Origin of the sequence: Pseudomonas sp. R38(2017) (genome assembly GCF_002112395.1) — a bacterium.
In the GTDB taxonomy this organism is placed as follows: Bacteria; Pseudomonadota; Gammaproteobacteria; order Pseudomonadales; family Pseudomonadaceae; genus Aquipseudomonas.
Genome location: NZ_NEHN01000003.1, coordinates 467,020 through 485,908, shown reverse-complemented (window position 1 = coordinate 485,908; position 18,889 = coordinate 467,020). Strand labels below are relative to the sequence as shown.

The window sequence follows — 18,889 nt, the reverse complement described above, 5'->3', positions numbered from 1 at the left end:
CCAGCAAAGACTGCTTGGTAATCGGCAACTCCTGCAATTCAGGCGAATCCACAGAAGTTGTATCAAGAAGGGAGCGTAGTCTACCGGAATGCCCCCTTCATCTCAAACCTTGATCTTCGTCAGAAGGCTGCCAATGCAAACGCCAGCCTTCCAACGCATTGCCATCAAGCCCCGGCAGGTTCGCCACGGCGAGCAATTCCTCACCGCGAAACAGCAGCGGCAATCTGCCACGCACGAAGCCCGGCACCGCGCGTTCATTGAGCAAGCGCTTGAGATCACGATGACCGCGATCCGCCAGATGCATCACCTCGCCGCCCTGTCGATAGCGAATCCGCAGCGGCCCTGCGGGAGTCTGACCGCTGAACATGACACGCCCGTTATCGGGCAAGCGTAGTGCCAGCGACGGCTCATGCCAGTCGCCGCTGACCACTGGCGTGCGCAGCCAATGGCCGCTGAGCCACCACAGGCGACCGGCGCTGCGGTGCAACTCGCCATCCGCCAGACGCCAGACCGGAGCGGCATCGTTACCGGCATCGCGCAGATCGATCCAACCCGACCAATGGTCGGTATCCGGCAGTCGGGTCAGCGGTTCGAGCCAGTGACTGAGTGCATTGCGCTGGCGCGCATCGGACAACCCGGCGATTGCCGCAAACGCCAGTGATGGCAAACCCAGCCACTCGAAATCATCTGACAAGGTCGCTTGAGCCAGATCAATCTGCGCCAGCTCATCGAGCAAACCTTGCGCCTCACGCAAATGCGCCGCGCTGCGGGCCATGCTGGCGTGAGCCTGCGGCCAGCGCCGGGTCAGCAGCGGCATAACCTGATGGCGCAGGTAATTGCGCGAAAACTGTCGATCCTGATTCGACGGATCCTCTACCCAGCGCAGACCATGGTCCTGCGCATAGGCTTCCAGCTCGGCACGCGTGACATCGAGCAAGGGCCTGACCAGACTGCCCTGCCCCAGCGCGCGCAGGGCCGGCATGCCTGACAGACCACGCACACCAGCGCCGCGCAACAGACGAAACAGCAGCGTTTCGGCCTGGTCGTCACGGTGTTGCCCGGTCAATAAGACGTCGTTGACCTGAGTCGCCGCACTGAACGCTGCATAGCGAGCATCCCGCGCCGCCCGCTCCAGGCTCGCCCCCGGTTGCACCTGCACACGCACCACTTGTAACTGCACCGCCAGCTCATCGCATACAGCCTGGCAATGCGCCGGCCACGCGTCGGCCGCAGCCTGAAGGCCGTGATGGACATGGATGGCGCTTAGCGCCGGAAGGGATTCGGTTTTGGCGAGACTGGCCAGAAGGTGCAGCAGAACGGTGGAGTCGAGCCCACCCGAGAAGGCGATGCGCCAATGGGCCGCATTGAGCCAGGGCTTGAGATTGCGCAGAAGCCTGTAAGGCAAATCAATCGAGGGCTGACCCATTTTTCTACCTTTTCACAAACCAAATGTGGGAGCGGGCTTGCTCGCGAAAGCGGTGAAACAGCCAACACAGTCGTTGAATGTTACATCGCAATCGCGGGCAAGCCCGCTCCCACAGTGTTTTGCCGTCAGCCAAAACGGCGTTCGATCAGAGGCCGTAGCTCATCAGACGATCGTAACGACGCTTGAGCAGCGCTTCGTTGTCAAACTTCTTCAGCATCGCCAGTTGCGAACTCAGCTCGGCGCGGATCAAGGCCGCGGCAGCCGCCGGATCGCGGTGGGCGCCGCCCAGAGGCTCGCCAATCACTTTGTCGACGATGCCCAGGCCTTTCAGACGCTCGGCAGTGATGCCCATGGCTTCAGCAGCATCCGGCGCCTTTTCTGCGGTTTTCCACAGAATCGAAGCGCAGCCTTCCGGCGAGATCACTGCGTAGGTCGAGTACTGCAGCATGTTCAGTTGGTCGCAGACACCGATTGCCAGTGCACCGCCGGAACCACCTTCACCGATCACGGTGGCGATGATCGGGGTTTTCAGACGAGCCATGACGCGCAGGTTCCAGGCGATCGCTTCGCTCTGGTTACGCTCTTCAGCATCGATGCCTGGGTAAGCGCCCGGGGTATCGATGAAGGTCAGGATCGGCATCTTGAAACGTTCGGCCATTTCCATCAGGCGGCAGGCCTTGCGGTAGCCTTCCGGACGCGGCATGCCGAAGTTGCGGCGTACCTTTTCGCGCACTTCACGGCCCTTCTGGTGACCGATCACCATCACTGGCTGGTCTTCCAGACGTGCCACGCCGCCCACAATGGCCGCGTCGTCGGAGAAGTGACGATCACCGTGCAGCTCGTCGAACTCGGTGAAGATGTGTTCGATGTAGTCCAGGGTGTATGGACGTTTCGGGTGACGCGCCAGACGTGCGATCTGCCAACTGGTCAGCTTGCCGAAAATGTCTTCGGTGAGCGTTTTGCTCTTGTCCTGCAGGCGGGAGATCTCATCGCCGATATTCAGCGAATTGTCATTACCGACCAAGCGCAACTCTTCGATCTTGGCTTGCAGGTCGGCGATCGGCTGTTCGAAATCTAGAAAATTCGGGTTCATAGGCGTCCGTCTTGGGTCGTGTCCCAAATGAGCTTGGGCCGGCCGGTTGTCTATTCGCGCCCTACCTTAAGGGAGAGGCGCGCTGAGGTCGAGATTAAAAATTCAGGTTGTGGGCAGGCGCTTTGATGGCACCTGCCGGTCAACGGTATTGGAGGAAGACGTTGTCTCGCCCGAACTGGTCACGCAGGGCTTGAATCAAGGCATCCGCCGGGTCGATCCGCCAGGTCTCGCCAAACTGCAGCAAGGTCTTCGCATCGGGACTGGTGTATTCCATGGTGATCGGACACGCCCCGCGATGACGCTTGAGCAAATCACCCAACCAGCGTAGCTGATCGCCTTTCAGGTCCTGGGTCTGCAGCTTCAAGCGCAGGCTCTCGGCGAGGTTGGTGCGCGCATCTTCCATACTCATCACCCGCTTGACCCGCAGCCGCAGACCACCGGAGAAGTCATCGTTGCTGACCTCACCTTCGACCACCACCATCGCATCGGTCTGCAGTAGCGATTGCGCGGAGTGGAACGCATCGGCGAACAGCGACGCCTCGATCCGCCCGGAGCGGTCGTCGAGGGTGATGAAGCCCATCTTGTCGCCCTTTTTGTTCTTCATCACCCGCAGGGCGATGATCATCCCCGCCACGGTCTGGGTGTCGCGGGCCGGTTTCAGGTCAATGATGCGCTGGCGGGCGAAACGGCGGATTTCACCTTCGTATTCATCGATCGGGTGACCGGTCAGGTACAGGCCGAGAGTGTCTTTTTCACCCTTCAAGCGTTCCTTGAGGGTCAGCTCCTTGGCCTTGCGATGCAGCGCGTAAACGTCTGCGTCTTCCTCGACGAACAACCCGCCGAACAGGTCGGCGTGACCGCTGTCGCGGGTACGCGCAGTCTGTTCGGCAGACTTGATCGCCTCTTCCATCGCCGCCAGCAAGACCGCGCGGTTGCGGTCGATGTTGGCCTGATACGCCTTTTGCTCGTCATGGAAATACGGGCCAAGGCGATCCAGTGCGCCGCTGCGGATCAGGCCGTCCAGCGTGCGCTTGTTGATGCGTTTGAGGTCGACCCGGGCGCAGAAGTCGAACAGATCCTTGAACGGACCGGCCTGACGGGCCTCGGTGATCGCTTCCACCGGACCTTCGCCGACGCCTTTGATCGCGCCCAGGCCGTACACGATGCGGCCCTCGTCGTTCACCGTGAACTTGAACTCCGACGTGTTCACGTCCGGCGCATCAAGACGCAGCTTCATCGTGCGCACTTCCTCGATCAAGGTCACGACCTTGTCGGTGTTGTGCATATCCGCCGATAGCACCGCGGCCATGAACGGCGCCGGGTAGTGAGCCTTCAGCCAGGCAGTCTGGTACGACACCAGGCCGTAGGCGGCGGAGTGGGATTTGTTGAAGCCGTAACCGGCGAATTTCTCCACCAGGTCGAAAATGTTACCGGCAAGATCCGCATCGATATTGTTCGACGCACAACCTTCAATGAAACCGCCGCGCTGTTTGGCCATTTCCTCGGGTTTCTTCTTACCCATCGCCCGGCGCAGCATGTCCGCACCACCGAGGGTGTAACCGGCCATGACCTGAGCGATCTGCATCACCTGTTCCTGATACAGAATGATGCCGTACGTCGGTGCCAGCACCGGCTGCAAGCCTTCGTACTGGTAATCCGGGTGCGGATACGCAAGCTCCGCGCGACCGTGCTTGCGGTTGATGAAGTCATCCACCATGCCGGACTGCAGCGGGCCCGGACGGAACAGGGCCACCAGTGCGATAAGGTCTTCGAGGCAGTCGGGCTTGAGCTTTTTGATCAGCTCTTTCATGCCGCGGGATTCAAGCTGGAACACCGCGGTGGTTTCAGCTTTTTGCAGCAGCTGATAGGTCGGCTTGTCATCCAGCGGGATGAACGCGATGTCCAGCGGCGGCTCGTTGACCTTGGCGCGGTCGCGATTGATGGTTTTCAGCGCCCAGTCGATGATCGTCAGGGTCCGCAGGCCGAGGAAGTCGAACTTCACCAGACCGGCCGCCTCCACGTCGTCCTTGTCGAACTGGGTCACCAGACCATCGCCGGCCTCGTCGCAATAGATCGGCGAGAAGTCGGTCAGTTTGGTCGGTGCGATCACCACACCACCGGCGTGTTTACCGACGTTACGCACCACGCCCTCGAGCTTGCGCGCCATCTCCCAGATTTCTGCCGCTTCTTCATCGACCTTGATGAAGTCGCGCAGGATTTCTTCCTGCTCGTAGGCTTTTTCCAGGGTCATGCCGACTTCGAACGGAATCATCTTCGACAGGCGATCCGCCAGGCCGAACGACTTGCCCTGGGCCCGCGCCACGTCGCGGACCACAGCCTTCGCCGCCATGGAACCGAAAGTGATGATCTGGCTTACGGCGTTGCGGCCGTATTTTTCGGCCACGTAATCGATCACCCGATCGCGACCATCCATGCAGAAGTCGACGTCGAAGTCGGGCATGGATACCCGTTCCGGGTTGAGGAAACGTTCGAACAGCAGGTCATATTCCAGCGGGTCAAGGTCGGTGATCTTCTGCACATAGGCCACCAGCGATCCGGCACCCGACCCCCGGCCCGGGCCCACCGGCACGCCGTTGTTCTTGGCCCACTGGATAAAGTCCATCACGATCAGGAAGTAACCGGGGAATCCCATCTGAATGATGATATCCAGCTCGAAATTCAGCCGGTCGACATAGACCTGACGCTTGGCCTCGTAATCTTCGGTGGTGTCCTTGGGCAGCAGCACGCTGAGTCGCTCTTCCAGACCATCGAACGACACCTTGCGGAAATACTCGTCGATGGTCATGCCATCGGGAATCGGGTAGTCCGGAAGGAAGTGCTTGCCCAGTTTCACGTCGATGTTGCAGCGTTTGGCGATCTCGACGGTGTTTTCCACCGCATCCGGCAGGTCGCTGAACAGCTCGGCCATTTCCTCGGCGCTTTTCAGGTACTGCTGATCGCTGTAGTTCTTCGAACGACGCGGGTCGTCGAGGGCCCGGCCTTCGCCGATGCAGACGCGGGTTTCGTGAGCCTCGAAATCCTCCTGTTTGATGAAGCGCACATCGTTGGTGGCGACCAGCGGAGCACCAAGCTTGTCGGCCAGAGCGACGGCGCCGTGCAGCTGTTCTTCATCGTTCGGACGGTTGGTGCGCTGGACTTCCAGATAAAAACGATCCGGGAACACTGCCATCCATTCGCGCGTCAGGGTTTCGGCCTCGGCGGGATTGCCGCCGATCATGGCCATGCCGATCTCGCCCTCTTTGGCGGCGGACAGCATGATCAGGCCTTCGTTGGCCTCGGCGACCCACTCGCGCTCAATGATGACCATGCCGTTGCGCTGACCGTCGATGAAGCCACGGGAAATCAGCTCGGTCAGGTTGCGATAGCCCTGGGCATTCATGACCAGCAGGCTGATGCGGCTCAGCGGACCATCGGGGTCCTTGTTCGACAGCCACAGGTCGGCGCCGCAGATCGGCTTGATCCCGGCGCCCATGGTGTTTTTATAGAACTTGACCAGCGAACACATGTTGTTCTGGTCGGTAACCGCAACGGCCGGCATGCCCATGCCGGTCAAGGCCTTAACCAGCGGCTTGATCCGCACCAGCCCGTCGACCAGGGAGTATTCAGTGTGCAGGCGTAGATGAACGAATGAAGCCGGCATAGTGATCCTGTCCAGTTACATAGAGACAACAAGGCCCGGATTGTACCGGGCCCCGAATAAAACATCAGCCTCGCCGCTAAACCGGCGTCAGGCCTTCCAGCGCTTCATAAGCCTGCCGAACCGGGGCAAAAGAACGCCGATGAATCGGCGTCGGCCCCAAACGCACGAGCGCTTCCAGATGAACGGGCGTCGGGTAGCCTTTATGACCGCCGATGCCGTAACCCGGGTAGATCAATTCGAACGCTGCCATTTCGCGGTCGCGGCTGACCTTGGCCAGAATCGACGCGGCGGCGATGGCCGGGACCTTGCTATCGCCCTTGACCACTGCTTCGGAACGCATCGGCAGTTTCGGGCAGCGGTTGCCGTCGATCATCGCCAGTTTCGGCTGGATATGCAGACCCGCGACGGCGCGCTGCATGGCCAGCATGGTAGCGTGAAGGATGTTCAGCTCGTCGATTTCTTCGACTTCGGCGCGGGCGATGCACCAGCTCAAAGCCTTTTCGCAGATTTCGTCGTAGAGCTTTTCACGCTTGGCTTCGGTCAGCTTTTTCGAGTCGTTGAGACCAAGAATCGGCCGGTTCGGATCGAGGATGACTGCCGCCGTGACAACCGCGCCGCACAAAGGGCCGCGACCGACTTCATCAACGCCGGCCACCAATTCTTCGACTTCGGCGACCAAAGTGAAATCCAGACCCATCTGCATGCTTGTCTTGCTCATCGTGTTTGACCGATCAGGTTCAGAACGGCGTCAGCCGCCTGATTGGAGGCATCCAGGCGCAGGGTACGGTGGATTTCGTCGAAGCCACGAGTCTGTTCTTCACCGCCGTCGATCAACGGCAACAAGGTCTGCGCGAGCGCCTCGACCGTCGCATCATCCTGCAACAATTCCGGCACCAGCAGTCGCTGGGCCAGCAGGTTAGGCAGAGAGACGTACGGGCTCTTGACCATGCGTTTGAGAATCCAGAACGTCAGCGGTGCCAGACGATAGGCTACGACCATTGGTCGCTTGTACAACAGCGCCTCGAGGGTCGCAGTGCCTGACGCGATCAGGACTGCGTTGCACGCTGCCAAAGCCAAGTGGGATTTGCCGTCGAGCAAGGCCACCGGCAGGTCACGACCGGCCAGCAGTTCTTCAAGCTGCGCCCGACGCTCGGGATTGGCGCACGGTATGACGAAACGCAAACCCGGGCGCATGGCGCGCAGACGCTCGGCGGTATCGAGGAACAGTGCACCCAGACGACTGACTTCACCACCACGACTACCGGGCATCAACGCCACCAGCGGACCGTCCGGTAGACCCAGTTCGGCGCGCGCAGCGCTGCGATCGGCCTCCAGTGGAATGGTATCGGCCAGCGTATGGCCGACGAATCGCACCGGTACACCTTTCTCTTCGTAAAATCTGGCTTCGAACGGCAGCAGCGTGAGCATCAGGTCACAGCCTTCGCGAATCTTCAGCACCCGCTTCTGCCGCCACGCCCATACCGAGGGGCTGACGTAGTGCACGGTCTTGATTCCGGCCTGACGCAGCTTGAGTTCGATATTGAGGTTGAAATCAGGGGCGTCGATGCCGATGAACACATCCGGCTTTTCAGCGATCAGCATGGCGATCAGGTCCTTGCGGCGCTTGAGCAGTTCACGCAATCGCCCGAGGACCTCCACCAGCCCCATGACCGACAACCGCTCCATGGGGAAGTAGGAGCTCAGGCTTTCGGCCTGCATCAACGGGCCGCCGACGCCGATGAACTCGACCGCAGGATGCTGTGCCTTGAGGGCACGCATCAGACCGGCACCCAGGATGTCACCGGAAGCCTCACCCGCCACCAGCGCAATACGCAGATTGGCCATGATCAGCGGGTGATGCCGCGAGACGACGACTGGATGGAGTCACGGAACACCGCAACTTCCGGGAACTGGGCGGCAGGCTCAGCCAGTTCGGCCAGGGCTTGCTCGACTGTCAATCCCTGGCGGTAGACGGTTTTGTAGGCGCGGCGCAAGGCATGAATGGCATCCTCGCTGAACCCACGACGGCGCATGCCTTCGAAGTTCATGCTACGCGCTTCCGCCGGGTTGCCGAACACCGTGACGAACGCCGGAACGTCCTTGCCGATGGCCGTTCCCATGCCGGAAAAGCTGTGGGCGCCAATGTGGCAATACTGGTGCACCAGCGTGAAGCCGGACAGGATCGCCCAGTCCTCGACATGCACGTGGCCGGCCAGTGCCGTGTTGTTGACCAGGATGCAATGGTTGCCGATGACACTGTCGTGACCGATGTGGGCGTAAGCCATGATCAGGTTGTGATCACCCAGGGTGGTCTCGGAACGATCCTGAACCGTACCACGGTGAATCGTCACGCCTTCACGGATAACGTTATGGTCACCGATCACCAGACGGGTTTCTTCACCCTTGTACTTGAGATCCGGCGTGTCTTCGCCTACCGAGGAAAACTGGTAGATGCGGTTGTGCTTGCCGATTCGGGTCGGACCTTTGAGGATCACGTGAGGCCCGATCACTGTTCCCTCGCCGACTTCCACACCTGCGCCGATGATCGACCACGGGCCGACCTCGACACCTTCGGCCAGTACGGCCGAAGGATCGATGATTGCGCGAGGGTCAATCAAACTCATAGCTTGCGTTCCGCACAGATGATTTCAGCGGAGCAGACTGGCTTGCCATCGACCGAAGCCTGACATTCGAACTTCCAGATCTGACGCTTGCAGCTGATGAACTTGGCTTCGAGGATCAACTGGTCACCCGGCAGCACTGGCTGACGGAAACGCAGTTTGTCGGAACCGACGAAATAGTAGAGGGTGCCATCGGCCGGTTTCACATCGAGCATCTTGAAACCGAGGATCCCGGCAGCCTGAGCCATCGCTTCAATGATCAACACGCCCGGCATGATCGGGTGGGCAGGGAAGTGGCCATTGAAGAACGGTTCGTTGATGCTGACATTCTTGTAGGCGCGAATGCGCTTGCCTTCAGTATCCAGTTCCACCACCCGGTCCACCAGCAGGAACGGGTAGCGGTGAGGCAGGTATTCGCGAATCTCGTTGATGTCCATCATTTCGGGGGGAAGCCTATGTAAAGATTGGGAGCGCGACTGACGCGCACTCCTCTAGCAAATCAAGGAGGCAGTCCAGAGGCTGTGCACACTTGATATGGAAATGGTATCAGCCTTCAGATGAAGCATTACCGCCAGGGGTCACTTCCCCTGCCCGCTTTTCCAGCTGTTTCAACCGTCGCGCGATGTCATCGAGCTGACGGATGCGTGCCGCGCTTTTGCGCCACTCGGCAGCCGGCTGCATGGCCGTACCGGAAGAATAGGCGCCCGGCTCGGTAATCGAGTGAGTCACCATGGTCATCCCGGTCAGGAATACGTTGTCGCAAATATCGATGTGCCCTACCAGGCCGACACCACCGGCGAGCATGCAGTGCTTGCCGATTTTGGTACTGCCGGAAATCCCCACGCACGCTGCCATGGCAGTGTGATCACCGACCTGAACGTTGTGGGCGATCTGAATCTGGTTGTCGAGCTTGACGCCGTTACCGATCACGGTGTCGGCCAACGCGCCGCGGTCGATGGCGGTATTCACGCCAATCTCCACATCGTCGCCGATGGTGACGCCACCAATCTGAGCGATTTTCTGCCAGATGCCTTTTTCATTGGCAAAGCCGAAGCCTTCACCGCCAAGTACGGCACCGGACTGGATCACCACACGCTTGCCGATTCGCACGTCGTGATACAGCGTGACCCGCGGAGCAAGCCAGCCGCCTTCGCCGATTTCACTGCGGGCGCCGACAACGCAATGCGCGCCAAGCGTTACGCCGGCACCGACCCGCGCACCTGCCTCGATCACCACAAAGGGACCGATGCTGGCAGTCGGATCGACCACGGCGTCCGGAGCGATCACTGCGGACGGATGGATACCGGCTGCGGATTTCGGTTTCGGATCGAAGAGGTGGGAAATGCGTGCGTAAGCCAGATAAGGATCCGGCACCACCAACGCATTACCGGCATAACCTTCTGCATCAGCGGCCTTGAGCAACAATGCTGCCGCCTGCGAGCCAGCCAGGTATTTGCGGTATTGGGGGTTTGCCAGAAAGCTCAACTGAGCTGGGCCAGCCTCCTGCAAGGTGGCTAGCCCAGTAATTTGCTTCTCGGGATCGCCACTCAGGGTGGCACCGAGGAACTCGGCCAACTGGCCGAGTTTGATAGTCACGGTCATGGGTTACTTCAGCTGATTCATGCGCTCGATAACCTGGCGCGTGATGTCGTATTGAGGCTTGACATCGATCACTGCGCCACGCTCGAACACCAGGTCAAAACCACCTTTCTTGATGACTTCTTCCACTGCGCTATCCAGCTTCGGCTTGAGCTGCTTGAGCATTTCACGGTCAGCAACAGCTTTGGCTTCGTTCAGTTCCTTGGACTGGAACTGGAAGTCACGGGCCTTTTGCTTGAATTCCAGCTCCAGACGCTCACGCTCGCCCTGCTGCATCTTGTCGCCGCCAGCCATCAGACGATCCTGGATACCCTTGGCGCTGCTTTCCAGCGTCTTCAGTTTGGTCAGTTGAGGACCGAACTTCTTCTCGGCATCCACAGCGTACTTCTTGGCCGCATCGGACTCCAGCAGAGCCATCTGATAGTTCAGAACAGCGATTTTCATGTCGGCAAATGCCGGGCCTGCCACCAGTACAGAGGCCAGGAGAACCAATTGAGTCAACTTACGCACGATGCACTCCTACAAAATCCATTGTCGTTATCTTGGGTCAGACGCTTAGAACGTCTGGCCGAGGGAGAATTGGAACACTTGAGTTTCAGCGTTATCCGGCTTCTTGATCGGTGTGGCCAACGCGAAGCTCAAAGGACCCAGTGCGGTAACCCAGGTCACGCCGACACCGACAGAGCTGGCCATGTTGCTGAAGCTGACGTCGTTGCACTGCGTCTTGGACTTGGTGATGCCGTCAGTGTTGAGTGTCTGCTGGCACTTGGAGTCGAAAACGTTACCCACATCCCAGAACACGGAAGTACGCAGCGAACGCTGATCCTTGACGAACGGCATCGGGAACAGGACTTCCATACCACCCTGGATCAGGACGTTGCCACCGAATGGCAGCGGATCCTGGTCCGGATCTGCGATTGTGCCGACGTTACCGGTCTTATCTTTACCCCGGCTAGGTGTACTGCGTGGCCCCAAGGTGCTGTCCTTGAAACCGCGAACCGAGTTGAAACCACCAGCATAGTAGTTTTCATAGAACGGCAAGCCATCGGTCGAACCGTAACCATCACCATACCCCAGCTCGGTGTGCAGACGCAGGGTGTAGTTCTCGGTGATCGGCTGGAACAGCTGGCCACGGTAATCGAGTTTGTAGAACGACAGGTCGCTGCCCGGAATGGTGGTTTCCAGGGTCAGGCTCTGGGAGCGACCACGGGTCGGCAGCACGCCTTTGTTCAGGGTCGACTCGGACCAGCCGGCCGAAGCCTTGAAGTTCAGGTACTGATCGCCTTCACGGTTCACGAAGTCGAAGATCTCGTCGACGGTGTACTGACCGGTCTTGATCTTGTCCTGCTGAGCGGACAGACCGAAGGTCAGACGCGAAGTCTCGCTGATCGGGTAGCCAACGTTCACACCAGCGCCCAGGCTGTCTACGGCATAGCTTGCTACGTCGACGTCGAGGTCTTTGTAGTCGGTGGTGCGATAGAACGCGTTGTAACCCAGGCTCACGCCATCGGCGGTCCAGTAGGGGTCAACGTAACCGAAGTTGTAACGGCTCTGGTATTCACTGCGGGTCAGGCCGACGCTGACGCGGTTACCGGTACCCAGGAAGTTGTTCTGGGTGATCGAACCACCGAGGATCAGACCGGCGCTCTGGGCGAAACCAACGCTGGCGGTGATCGAACCGGAAGCCTGCTCTTCAACTGCATAGTTAACGTCAACCTGGTCGTCGACGCCCGGAACAGCAGGAGTCTCGACGTTCACTTCCTTGAAGAAGCCCAGACGCTCAAGACGGGTCTTGGACTGGTCGATCAGGTAAGTCGAAGCCCAGCCACCTTCCATCTGACGCATTTCGCGGCGCAGCACTTCGTCTTCGGACTTGGTGTTGCCACGGAAGTTGATGCGGTTGACGTAGGCACGCTTGCCCGGATCGACAGCGAACAGGATGTCCACGGTGTGGTCATCATCGTGCGGCTGCGGAACGCCATTGACGTTGGCGAAGGTGTAACCCTCGTTACCCAGACGACGAGTGATCAGTTCCGAAGTGGTGGTCATCAGCTTGCGCGAGAACACCTGGCCCTTTTGCACCAGCAGCAGCGACTTGACCTGGTCTTCAGGGACTTTCAGGTCACCGCTGAGCTTGACGTCACGAACGGTGTACTTCTCGCCTTCAGTCACGTTGACGGTGATATAGACGTGTTTCTTGTCCGGGGTGATGGACACCTGGGTCGAAGCGATATCCATGTTGATATAGCCGCGGTCCAGGTAGTAGGAACGCAGACGCTCCAGGTCACCGGAAAGCTTTTCACGAGCGTACTTGTCATCGTTCTTGAAGAACGACAACCAGTTGGTGGTCTTCAGTTCGAACAGGTCGGTCAGGTCTTCTTCAGGGAAAACCGTGTTGCCCACCACGTTGATGTGCTGAATGGCAGCGACGGTGCCTTCGTTGATCTTCACTTTCAGGCCGACACGGTTACGCGGCTGCGATACCACTTCGGTATCGACGGTAGCCGAGTAACGACCTTGCGCAACGTACTGGCGTTGCAGTTCGTTACGCACGCCTTCGAGGGTCGCACGCTGGAAGATCTCGCCTTCGGCCAGACCGGATTGCTTGAGGCCCTTCATCAGGTCTTCGGTGGAGATCGCCTTGTTGCCTTCGATCTCGATGCTCGCGACCGATGGACGTTCGACGACGGTGATCACCAGAACGTTGCCTTCGCGGCCCAGCTGGATATCTTGAAAGAAACCGGTTTTGAACAACGCACGAGTGGATTCCACCAGGCGACGATCATCCGCCTGCTCGCCGACGTTCAACGGCAAGGCACCAAAGACGCTACCCGCGGAGACCCGCTGGAGGCCATTGACGCGAATATCAGAGATAGTGAAGGACTCGGCGTGAACTTCGGCGATCATCAATACGGTGAGAACCGCAGTTAGCAGCAGACGTTTCATGAAGTCCTTTCTTATTCCAACTGGCAATAAACAAACTGCCGCAAAATGCGGCAGATTCGCAATTCAGCGAAGCGTTACAGTCGACCCAGATCGTTGACCAGAGCAAGCAACATCACCCCGACCACCAAACTGATACCGATCTGTATCCCCCAACCTTGCACCCGATCCGACAAGGGACGACCACGCGCCCACTCGATCAGATAAAACAACAAATGCCCCCCATCCAGTACAGGAATGGGCAGCAAATTCAGAACCCCCAGGCTAATACTCAGATAAGCAAGGAAATTCAGGAAATCAGCGACACCCGACTGGGCAGAAGCGCCCGCCACTTTAGCAATGGTTATCGGTCCACTCAAGTTTTTTACCGAGAGCTCGCCGAACAGCATTTTCTTCAGTGAATCCAGCGTCAGGACGCTCATGGTCCAGGTACGACGCGCACCCTCGCCAATCGCGGCCAAAGGACCGTAGCTGACCTCGCGGATCATCTCCGGCGGCCAGTCGACAGCTTTCACTCCCGCCCCAAGATAACCACTTGGCGACTTGCTCTCGCCGCGTGCGGCCAACGTCACGGGGACGTCGATTTGAGCACCGTCGCGCTCGACGTGCAGCATGATTTTGGTATCAGGACGCGTACGAACGGTGTCGACCACTTGTTGCCAGTCATCCAGCGCCTTGCCATCCAGCGCCAGTAGACGATCACCGGTCTTCAACCCGGCTGCCTGGGCCGGACCTTTCGGATCGAGTTCAGCGAGAATCGGCGGCAAAGCAGGACGCCATGGGCGGATACCCAGGGAGCGAATCGGATCCGGCTCGTCAGCCCCCTTGAGCCAGTGATCCAGTGCAAGCTCTCGCGGCGAATCGGCCGTAGAGCCCTGCTCACGCACCAGCACCTGCAGGGAGCCGCTTTCCCCCAGGCGACGTACCAGCTGCAGATTGACAGCCGCCCAGCCCGAAGTCGGTTCACCGTCGATGGCGACGATTTCCTGACCTGCATTAAGGCCGGCTTTCGCTGCAATGCTGCCGGACTCGACTGCTCCGATGACCGGACGGACCTGTTCACTGCCGAGCATGGCCAGCACCCAGAAGAACACCATGGCCAGCAGGAAGTTGGCGACCGGACCAGCCGCCACGATAGCAATACGCTGGCGAACGGACTTGCGATTGAAAGACAAATGAAGCTGATCAGCGGGCACTTCACCTTCACGCTCATCGAGCATCTTGACGTAGCCACCCAGCGGAATGGCTGCGACGACAAACTCGGTCCCCTGCTTGTCATGCCAGCGCAGCAACGGCATGCCGAAGCCCACGGAAAAGCGCAGAACCTTGACGCCACAGCGACGCGCGACCCAGAAGTGGCCGAATTCGTGAAAGGTGACCAGCACACCCAGGGCGATCAGGGTGCCGGCAATCATATAGAGCGCGCTCATCTACTTTCTCCGCAATCCTGTTCTATGCCGCATGAAGCCATGTACCGCTGGGCCTATCGACCGTGACGAGCCAGCCATTGCCCGGCGAGCGTACGTGCTGCCGCGTCCGCCGTGAACACCGCATCGAGATCATTCAGCGCAACCACCGGCTCGAGATTCAACACCTCCTCGATGATACTCGCGATTTCGAGATAGCGAACCCGCCCGTCGAGAAACGCCGCCACCGCGACTTCATTCGCGGCATTGAGCATGGCAGGTGCACTGTTGCCGGCCTCGGCTGCCTGACGGGCAAGCCGCAGGCACGGGAAGCGTTCCTCATCGGGCGCCTCGAAGTCCAGGCGTGCGATGGCAAACAGGTCCAGTGGCGCCACGCCAGAATCAATGCGTTCAGGCCAGGCCAGCGCATTGGCGATCGGCGTACGCATGTCGGGATTACCCAACTGCGCCAGTACCGAGCCATCTACGTAGTCGACCAGAGAGTGAATCACGCTCTGTGGATGGATCACCACTTCGACTTGCGACGGCCGGGCATCGAACAGCCAGCAGGCTTCGATCAGCTCGAGGCCCTTGTTCATCATGCTGGCCGAATCCACGGAAATCTTGCGACCCATGGACCAGTTAGGATGAGCACAGGCCTGATCGGGAGAAACATGCGCCAGTTCAGCCATCGGCGTCTGCCGGAAAGGACCACCAGAGGCTGTCAGCAAAATCCGACGCACGCCGACATTGCTCAATCCACGAGCGAAATCCTGCGGCATGCACTGAAAAATCGCGTTGTGCTCACTGTCGATGGGCAGCAAGACCGAACCGCTCTTGCGCACCGCCTCCATGAACAAGGCGCCGGACATCACCAGCGCCTCCTTGTTGGCCAGGAGAATCTTCTTGCCCGCCTCGACGGCCGCAAGGGTCGGGCGCAGACCAGCGGCGCCGACGATCGCCGCCATCACGGCATCCACCTCAGGGGCTGCCGCGACCTGACAGAGACCTTCCTCACCTACCAGCACCCGGGTCGACAGGCCGGCAGCACGCAAATCGTCTTGCAAACCACGGGCTGCCGCGACTTCCGGCACCACAGCGAACTGCGGCACATGGCGCACGCACAGGACAAACAGCTCACTAAGACGTGTAAAGCCGCTGAGCGCAAAAACCTGATAACGCTCTGGGTGACGAGCAATGACATCCAGAGTGCTCAGGCCAATCGAGCCGGTTGCCCCCAAGACGGTAATCTGCTGCGGGCGGCTCACGGTGCAGCCATCCACAGCAACACCGCAAATACCGGGATCGCCGCAGTCAGGCTGTCAATTCGATCCAGCACACCGCCATGACCAGGCAGCAAATTGCTGCTGTCCTTGATACCGGACTGACGCTTGAACATGCTTTCAGTCAGATCGCCCACCACCGAGATGAACACGATCAATGCGGCACCGATCAGCCCCTTGAACAGTTGCGCCACCGTCCAGTCACGAAACAGGGCTACCAGTGTCGTGATCACGAGACTCAGTGCCAGACCGCCATACACGCCTTCCCAGCTTTTTCCAGGGCTGACTTGCGGGGCAAGCTTGCGCTTGCCGAAAGCACGGCCGGAGAAATAGGCACCGATATCAGCGCCCCAGACCAGCACCATCACCGCCATGATCAGCCAGTTGCCGAGCGGGTATTGCTTGATCTGGATCAGACCTTGCCAGGCAGGCAGAAGAATCAACAAACCGATCACCAGCTTGCTGGCGGCACTGGCCCAGCGCTCACTGGAGCGCGGATACGTCAGCACCAGCCACGTCGCTACCGCCCACCAGATCACCGAGGCACCCAGCACCCAAGGTGCCAGCCCCGGCAAGATGTACATGATGAACAGCATCAGCGCGACTACCGTCGCATAGCCGACACGAAACGGTTGCGCGGTAAAACCGGCCAGACGCGCCCATTCCCAGGCACCAAGCGTCACGACCAGCCCGATAAACAGCGCAAAACCGGAGCCCTCAAGCAGAAAAAAACCGCCCAGAGCGATCGGCAGCAGGATCAGCGCAGTGATGATTCGTTGTTTAAGCATTAAACCCGGGCTCCAGCTTCGATCTGCTCGCTCGTTTTACCGAAGCGACGCTGACGCGAAGCGAAATCGGCCAGCGCAGTACGCATGGCATCGTGTTTGAAGTCCGGCCAGAACAGGTCGGAGAAGTACAACTCGGCATAAGCCAGTTGCCACAGCAGGAAGTTGCTGATGCGGTGCTCGCCGCCAGTGCGGATGCACAGATCCGGCAGCGGCAGGTCACCGGTCGCCAGACAGGTTTGCAGCAGATCCGGCGTGATGTCTTCCGGACGCAGATGCCCGGCCTGAACCTCGCGAGCCAGACGCTGCGCAGCTTGCGCGATATCCCACTGACCGCCGTAGTTGGCGGCGATCTGCAGAATGAAGCGATTGCTGCCTGCAGTCATGGCCTCAGCCTCGCGCATGGCAGCCTGAAGCTCTGGATGAAAACGCGAGCGGTCGCCAATGATGCGCAAACTGATGTTGTTGTCGTTGAGGCGCTTGGCCTCACGACGCAACGCCTTGAAGAACAGATCCATCAAGGCACTGACCTCATCAGCCGGACGCTGCCAGTTTTCACTGGAGAAGGCGAACAGGGTCAGCACCTCGACCCCGGCCTCGGCACACACCTCGATCACCGCCCGAACAGCGTCCACGCCCGCTTTATGCCCGGCGACACCCGGCATAAAGCGTTTTTTCGCCCAGCGATTGTTACCATCCATGATGATCGCGACATGGCGCGGCACCGCGGACGGCGCAGTCTGCTTGGTCTTGTCCATTAAAACTCGACCCTTAAACGGCCATCAGATCCGCTTCTTTTTCCTTGGTAGCCGCGTCGATATCCGCTTCAGCCTTATCGGTCAGTTTCTGGATATCAGCCGCTGCACGGCGCTCTTCGTCTTCGCTGATTTCCTTGTCCTTGACCAGTTTCTTCAAATCGCCCAGCGCATCGCGACGAATGTTGCGTACCGCGACACGAGCGTCTTCAGCGGCAGCACGGGCCTGCTTGGTGAAGCCCTTTCGGGTTTCTTCAGTCAGAGCCGGCATGGAAACCAGCAGCAACTCACCCAGGTTGGTCGGGTTCAGGTTCAGGCCGGCGTTCATGATTGCCTTGTCGACTGCCGTGAGCATGTTGCGCTCGAAAGGCACGACTTGCAGGGTACGGGAGTCTTTCACCGTGACGTTGGCAACACCGCTCAAAGGGGTATCAGCACCGTAGTAAGGAACCATCACGCTACCCAGAATACTCGGGTGAGCCTTGCCGGTACGAATCTGGCCGAATGCATGGCTCAGCGACTCGATCGACTTTTTCATGCGCTCTTGAGCGTCTTTCTTGATTTCGTTGATCATTGTTGACCTTCCTCGATCAGGGTGCCTTCAGCGCCGCCATGAACGATGTTCAGCAGGGCACCAGGCTTGTTCATGTTGAATACGCGCAGCGGCATCTTGTGGTCGCGGCACAGGCAAATAGCCGTCAGATCCATTACACCCAGCTTGCGATCCAGTACTTCATCATAAGTCAGATGATCGAACTTCTCGGCATGCGGGTCTTTGAACGGGTCAGCGGTGTAGACGCCATCGACCTTGGTCGCTTTGAGCACGACGTCCGCATCGATCTCGATGGCACGCAGGCAGGCCGCCGAATCCGTGGTAAAGAACGGATTGCCGGTACCGGCCGCGAAAATCACCACGTCCTTGGAGTTCAGGTGGCGCATGGCCTTGCGACGATCATAGTGATCGGTTACCCCCACCATGGAAATGGCCGACATCACGATGGCCGAGATATTGGCACGTTCCAGCGCATCGCGCATGGCCAGGGCGTTCATCACAGTGGCCAGCATGCCCATGTGGTCGCCGGTGACCCGATCCATGCCGGCCTTGCTCAGCGCTTCACCGCGGAACAGGTTGCCGCCGCCGATCACCAGTCCAACCTGAACGCCGATGCCGACCAGTTGGCCGACTTCCAGCGCCATGCGGTCCAGTACTTTCGGATCGATCCCGAACTCTTCCGAGCCCATCAGGGCCTCGCCGCTAAGCTTGAGTAGAATGCGTTTATAGCGAGCCTGATAACCACTGCCCTGCTGAGCCATTGC

At 59.3% G+C, this 18,889-nt stretch carries 16 protein-coding genes; all 16 read right to left on the bottom strand.

All coding sequences use genetic code 11. The annotated features are described in order from the left end of the window. Positions 1-97: 97 nt before the first annotated feature. Entirely contained in the window at positions 98-1,426 is a 1,329-nt protein-coding gene (tilS, locus tag CAF87_RS08995; protein WP_085729818.1) for a tRNA lysidine(34) synthetase TilS, read from the bottom strand. A 145-nt stretch (positions 1,427-1,571) separates the two neighbouring features. Next, entirely contained in the window at positions 1,572-2,519 is a 948-nt protein-coding gene (locus CAF87_RS08990; RefSeq protein ID WP_085729817.1) for an acetyl-CoA carboxylase carboxyltransferase subunit alpha, read from the bottom strand. 139 nt (positions 2,520-2,658) lie between these two features. Beyond that, positions 2,659-6,180, bottom strand: coding sequence for a DNA polymerase III subunit alpha (dnaE, locus tag CAF87_RS08985; protein WP_085729816.1), 3,522 nt, complete (start codon positions 6,178-6,180; stop codon positions 2,659-2,661). 76 nt (positions 6,181-6,256) lie between these two features. Further along, the gene (rnhB, locus tag CAF87_RS08980; RefSeq protein ID WP_085729815.1) at positions 6,257-6,883 is read right to left on the bottom strand and encodes a ribonuclease HII; all 627 of its coding nucleotides are present in this window, start codon (positions 6,881-6,883) and stop codon (positions 6,257-6,259) included. An 11-nt stretch (positions 6,884-6,894) separates the two neighbouring features. Further along, positions 6,895-8,025, bottom strand: a complete 1,131-nt coding sequence (lpxB, locus tag CAF87_RS08975; RefSeq protein WP_085729814.1) for a lipid-A-disaccharide synthase — start codon at positions 8,023-8,025, stop codon at positions 6,895-6,897. A gap of 2 nt (positions 8,026-8,027) precedes the next feature. Continuing rightward, on the bottom strand, positions 8,028-8,804 hold the full coding sequence (lpxA, locus tag CAF87_RS08970) for an acyl-ACP--UDP-N-acetylglucosamine O-acyltransferase (protein ID WP_085729813.1): 777 nt from the start codon (positions 8,802-8,804) through the stop codon (positions 8,028-8,030). Beyond that, the gene (gene fabZ / locus CAF87_RS08965; RefSeq protein ID WP_003222142.1) at positions 8,801-9,241 is read right to left on the bottom strand and encodes a 3-hydroxyacyl-ACP dehydratase FabZ; all 441 of its coding nucleotides are present in this window, start codon (positions 9,239-9,241) and stop codon (positions 8,801-8,803) included. Before fabZ ends, lpxA begins: the two co-directional genes overlap by 4 nt. A 106-nt stretch (positions 9,242-9,347) precedes the next feature. Beyond that, a complete protein-coding gene (gene lpxD / locus CAF87_RS08960) occupies positions 9,348-10,403 on the bottom strand; it encodes a UDP-3-O-(3-hydroxymyristoyl)glucosamine N-acyltransferase (RefSeq protein WP_085729812.1) in 1,056 nt (351 codons plus the stop codon). A 3-nt stretch (positions 10,404-10,406) separates the two neighbouring features. After that, complete coding sequence (locus tag CAF87_RS08955) at positions 10,407-10,910, bottom strand: OmpH family outer membrane protein (RefSeq protein WP_003222140.1); 504 nt, start codon at positions 10,908-10,910, stop codon at positions 10,407-10,409. Positions 10,911-10,955: 45 nt separating this feature from the next. Then, entirely contained in the window at positions 10,956-13,346 is a 2,391-nt protein-coding gene (gene bamA, locus CAF87_RS08950) for an outer membrane protein assembly factor BamA (RefSeq protein WP_085729811.1), read from the bottom strand. A 74-nt stretch (positions 13,347-13,420) separates the two neighbouring features. Beyond that, the gene (gene rseP, locus CAF87_RS08945; RefSeq protein ID WP_085729810.1) at positions 13,421-14,773 is read right to left on the bottom strand and encodes a sigma E protease regulator RseP; all 1,353 of its coding nucleotides are present in this window, start codon (positions 14,771-14,773) and stop codon (positions 13,421-13,423) included. A gap of 53 nt (positions 14,774-14,826) precedes the next feature. Further along, complete coding sequence (gene ispC / locus CAF87_RS08940) at positions 14,827-16,017, bottom strand: 1-deoxy-D-xylulose-5-phosphate reductoisomerase (protein WP_085729809.1); 1,191 nt, start codon at positions 16,015-16,017, stop codon at positions 14,827-14,829. Beyond that, positions 16,014-16,820 carry a phosphatidate cytidylyltransferase gene (locus CAF87_RS08935; RefSeq protein ID WP_085729808.1) on the bottom strand — a complete coding sequence of 269 codons (807 nt, stop codon included), beginning with the start codon at positions 16,818-16,820 and terminating at the stop codon, positions 16,014-16,016. Before CAF87_RS08935 ends, ispC begins: the two co-directional genes overlap by 4 nt. Beyond that, a complete protein-coding gene (gene uppS / locus CAF87_RS08930) occupies positions 16,820-17,575 on the bottom strand; it encodes a polyprenyl diphosphate synthase (protein ID WP_085729807.1) in 756 nt (251 codons plus the stop codon). The genes CAF87_RS08935 and uppS overlap by 1 nt, the downstream gene beginning before the upstream one ends. A 13-nt stretch (positions 17,576-17,588) precedes the next feature. Then, the gene (frr, locus tag CAF87_RS08925; RefSeq protein WP_085688727.1) at positions 17,589-18,146 is read right to left on the bottom strand and encodes a ribosome recycling factor; all 558 of its coding nucleotides are present in this window, start codon (positions 18,144-18,146) and stop codon (positions 17,589-17,591) included. Then, complete coding sequence (pyrH, locus tag CAF87_RS08920) at positions 18,143-18,886, bottom strand: UMP kinase (RefSeq protein ID WP_003222124.1); 744 nt, start codon at positions 18,884-18,886, stop codon at positions 18,143-18,145. Before pyrH ends, frr begins: the two co-directional genes overlap by 4 nt. Between the last annotated feature and the right edge of the window lie 3 nt (positions 18,887-18,889).

Bases quoted from the DNA above. Each gene is read 5' to 3' on its own strand.
- fabZ (WP_003222142.1), bottom strand. From the start codon at position 9,241: ATGATGGACATCAACGAGATTCGCGAATACCTGCCTCACCGCTACCCG.
- lpxA (WP_085729813.1), bottom strand. From the start codon at position 8,804: ATGAGTTTGATTGACCCTCGCGCAATCATCGATCCTTCGGCCGTACTG.
- lpxB (WP_085729814.1), bottom strand. From the start codon at position 8,025: ATGGCCAATCTGCGTATTGCGCTGGTGGCGGGTGAGGCTTCCGGTGAC.
- rseP (WP_085729810.1), bottom strand. From the start codon at position 14,773: ATGAGCGCGCTCTATATGATTGCCGGCACCCTGATCGCCCTGGGTGTG.
- rnhB (WP_085729815.1), bottom strand. From the start codon at position 6,883: ATGCAGATGGGTCTGGATTTCACTTTGGTCGCCGAAGTCGAAGAATTG.
- dnaE (WP_085729816.1), bottom strand. From the start codon at position 6,180: ATGCCGGCTTCATTCGTTCATCTACGCCTGCACACTGAATACTCCCTG.
- CAF87_RS08935 (WP_085729808.1), bottom strand. From the start codon at position 16,820: ATGCTTAAACAACGAATCATCACTGCGCTGATCCTGCTGCCGATCGCT.
- CAF87_RS08990 (WP_085729817.1), bottom strand. From the start codon at position 2,519: ATGAACCCGAATTTTCTAGATTTCGAACAGCCGATCGCCGACCTGCAA.
- pyrH (WP_003222124.1), bottom strand. From the start codon at position 18,886: ATGGCTCAGCAGGGCAGTGGTTATCAGGCTCGCTATAAACGCATTCTA.
- frr (WP_085688727.1), bottom strand. From the start codon at position 18,146: ATGATCAACGAAATCAAGAAAGACGCTCAAGAGCGCATGAAAAAGTCG.
- tilS (WP_085729818.1), bottom strand. From the start codon at position 1,426: ATGGGTCAGCCCTCGATTGATTTGCCTTACAGGCTTCTGCGCAATCTC.
- uppS (WP_085729807.1), bottom strand. From the start codon at position 17,575: ATGGACAAGACCAAGCAGACTGCGCCGTCCGCGGTGCCGCGCCATGTC.
- bamA (WP_085729811.1), bottom strand. From the start codon at position 13,346: ATGAAACGTCTGCTGCTAACTGCGGTTCTCACCGTATTGATGATCGCC.
- lpxD (WP_085729812.1), bottom strand. From the start codon at position 10,403: ATGACCGTGACTATCAAACTCGGCCAGTTGGCCGAGTTCCTCGGTGCC.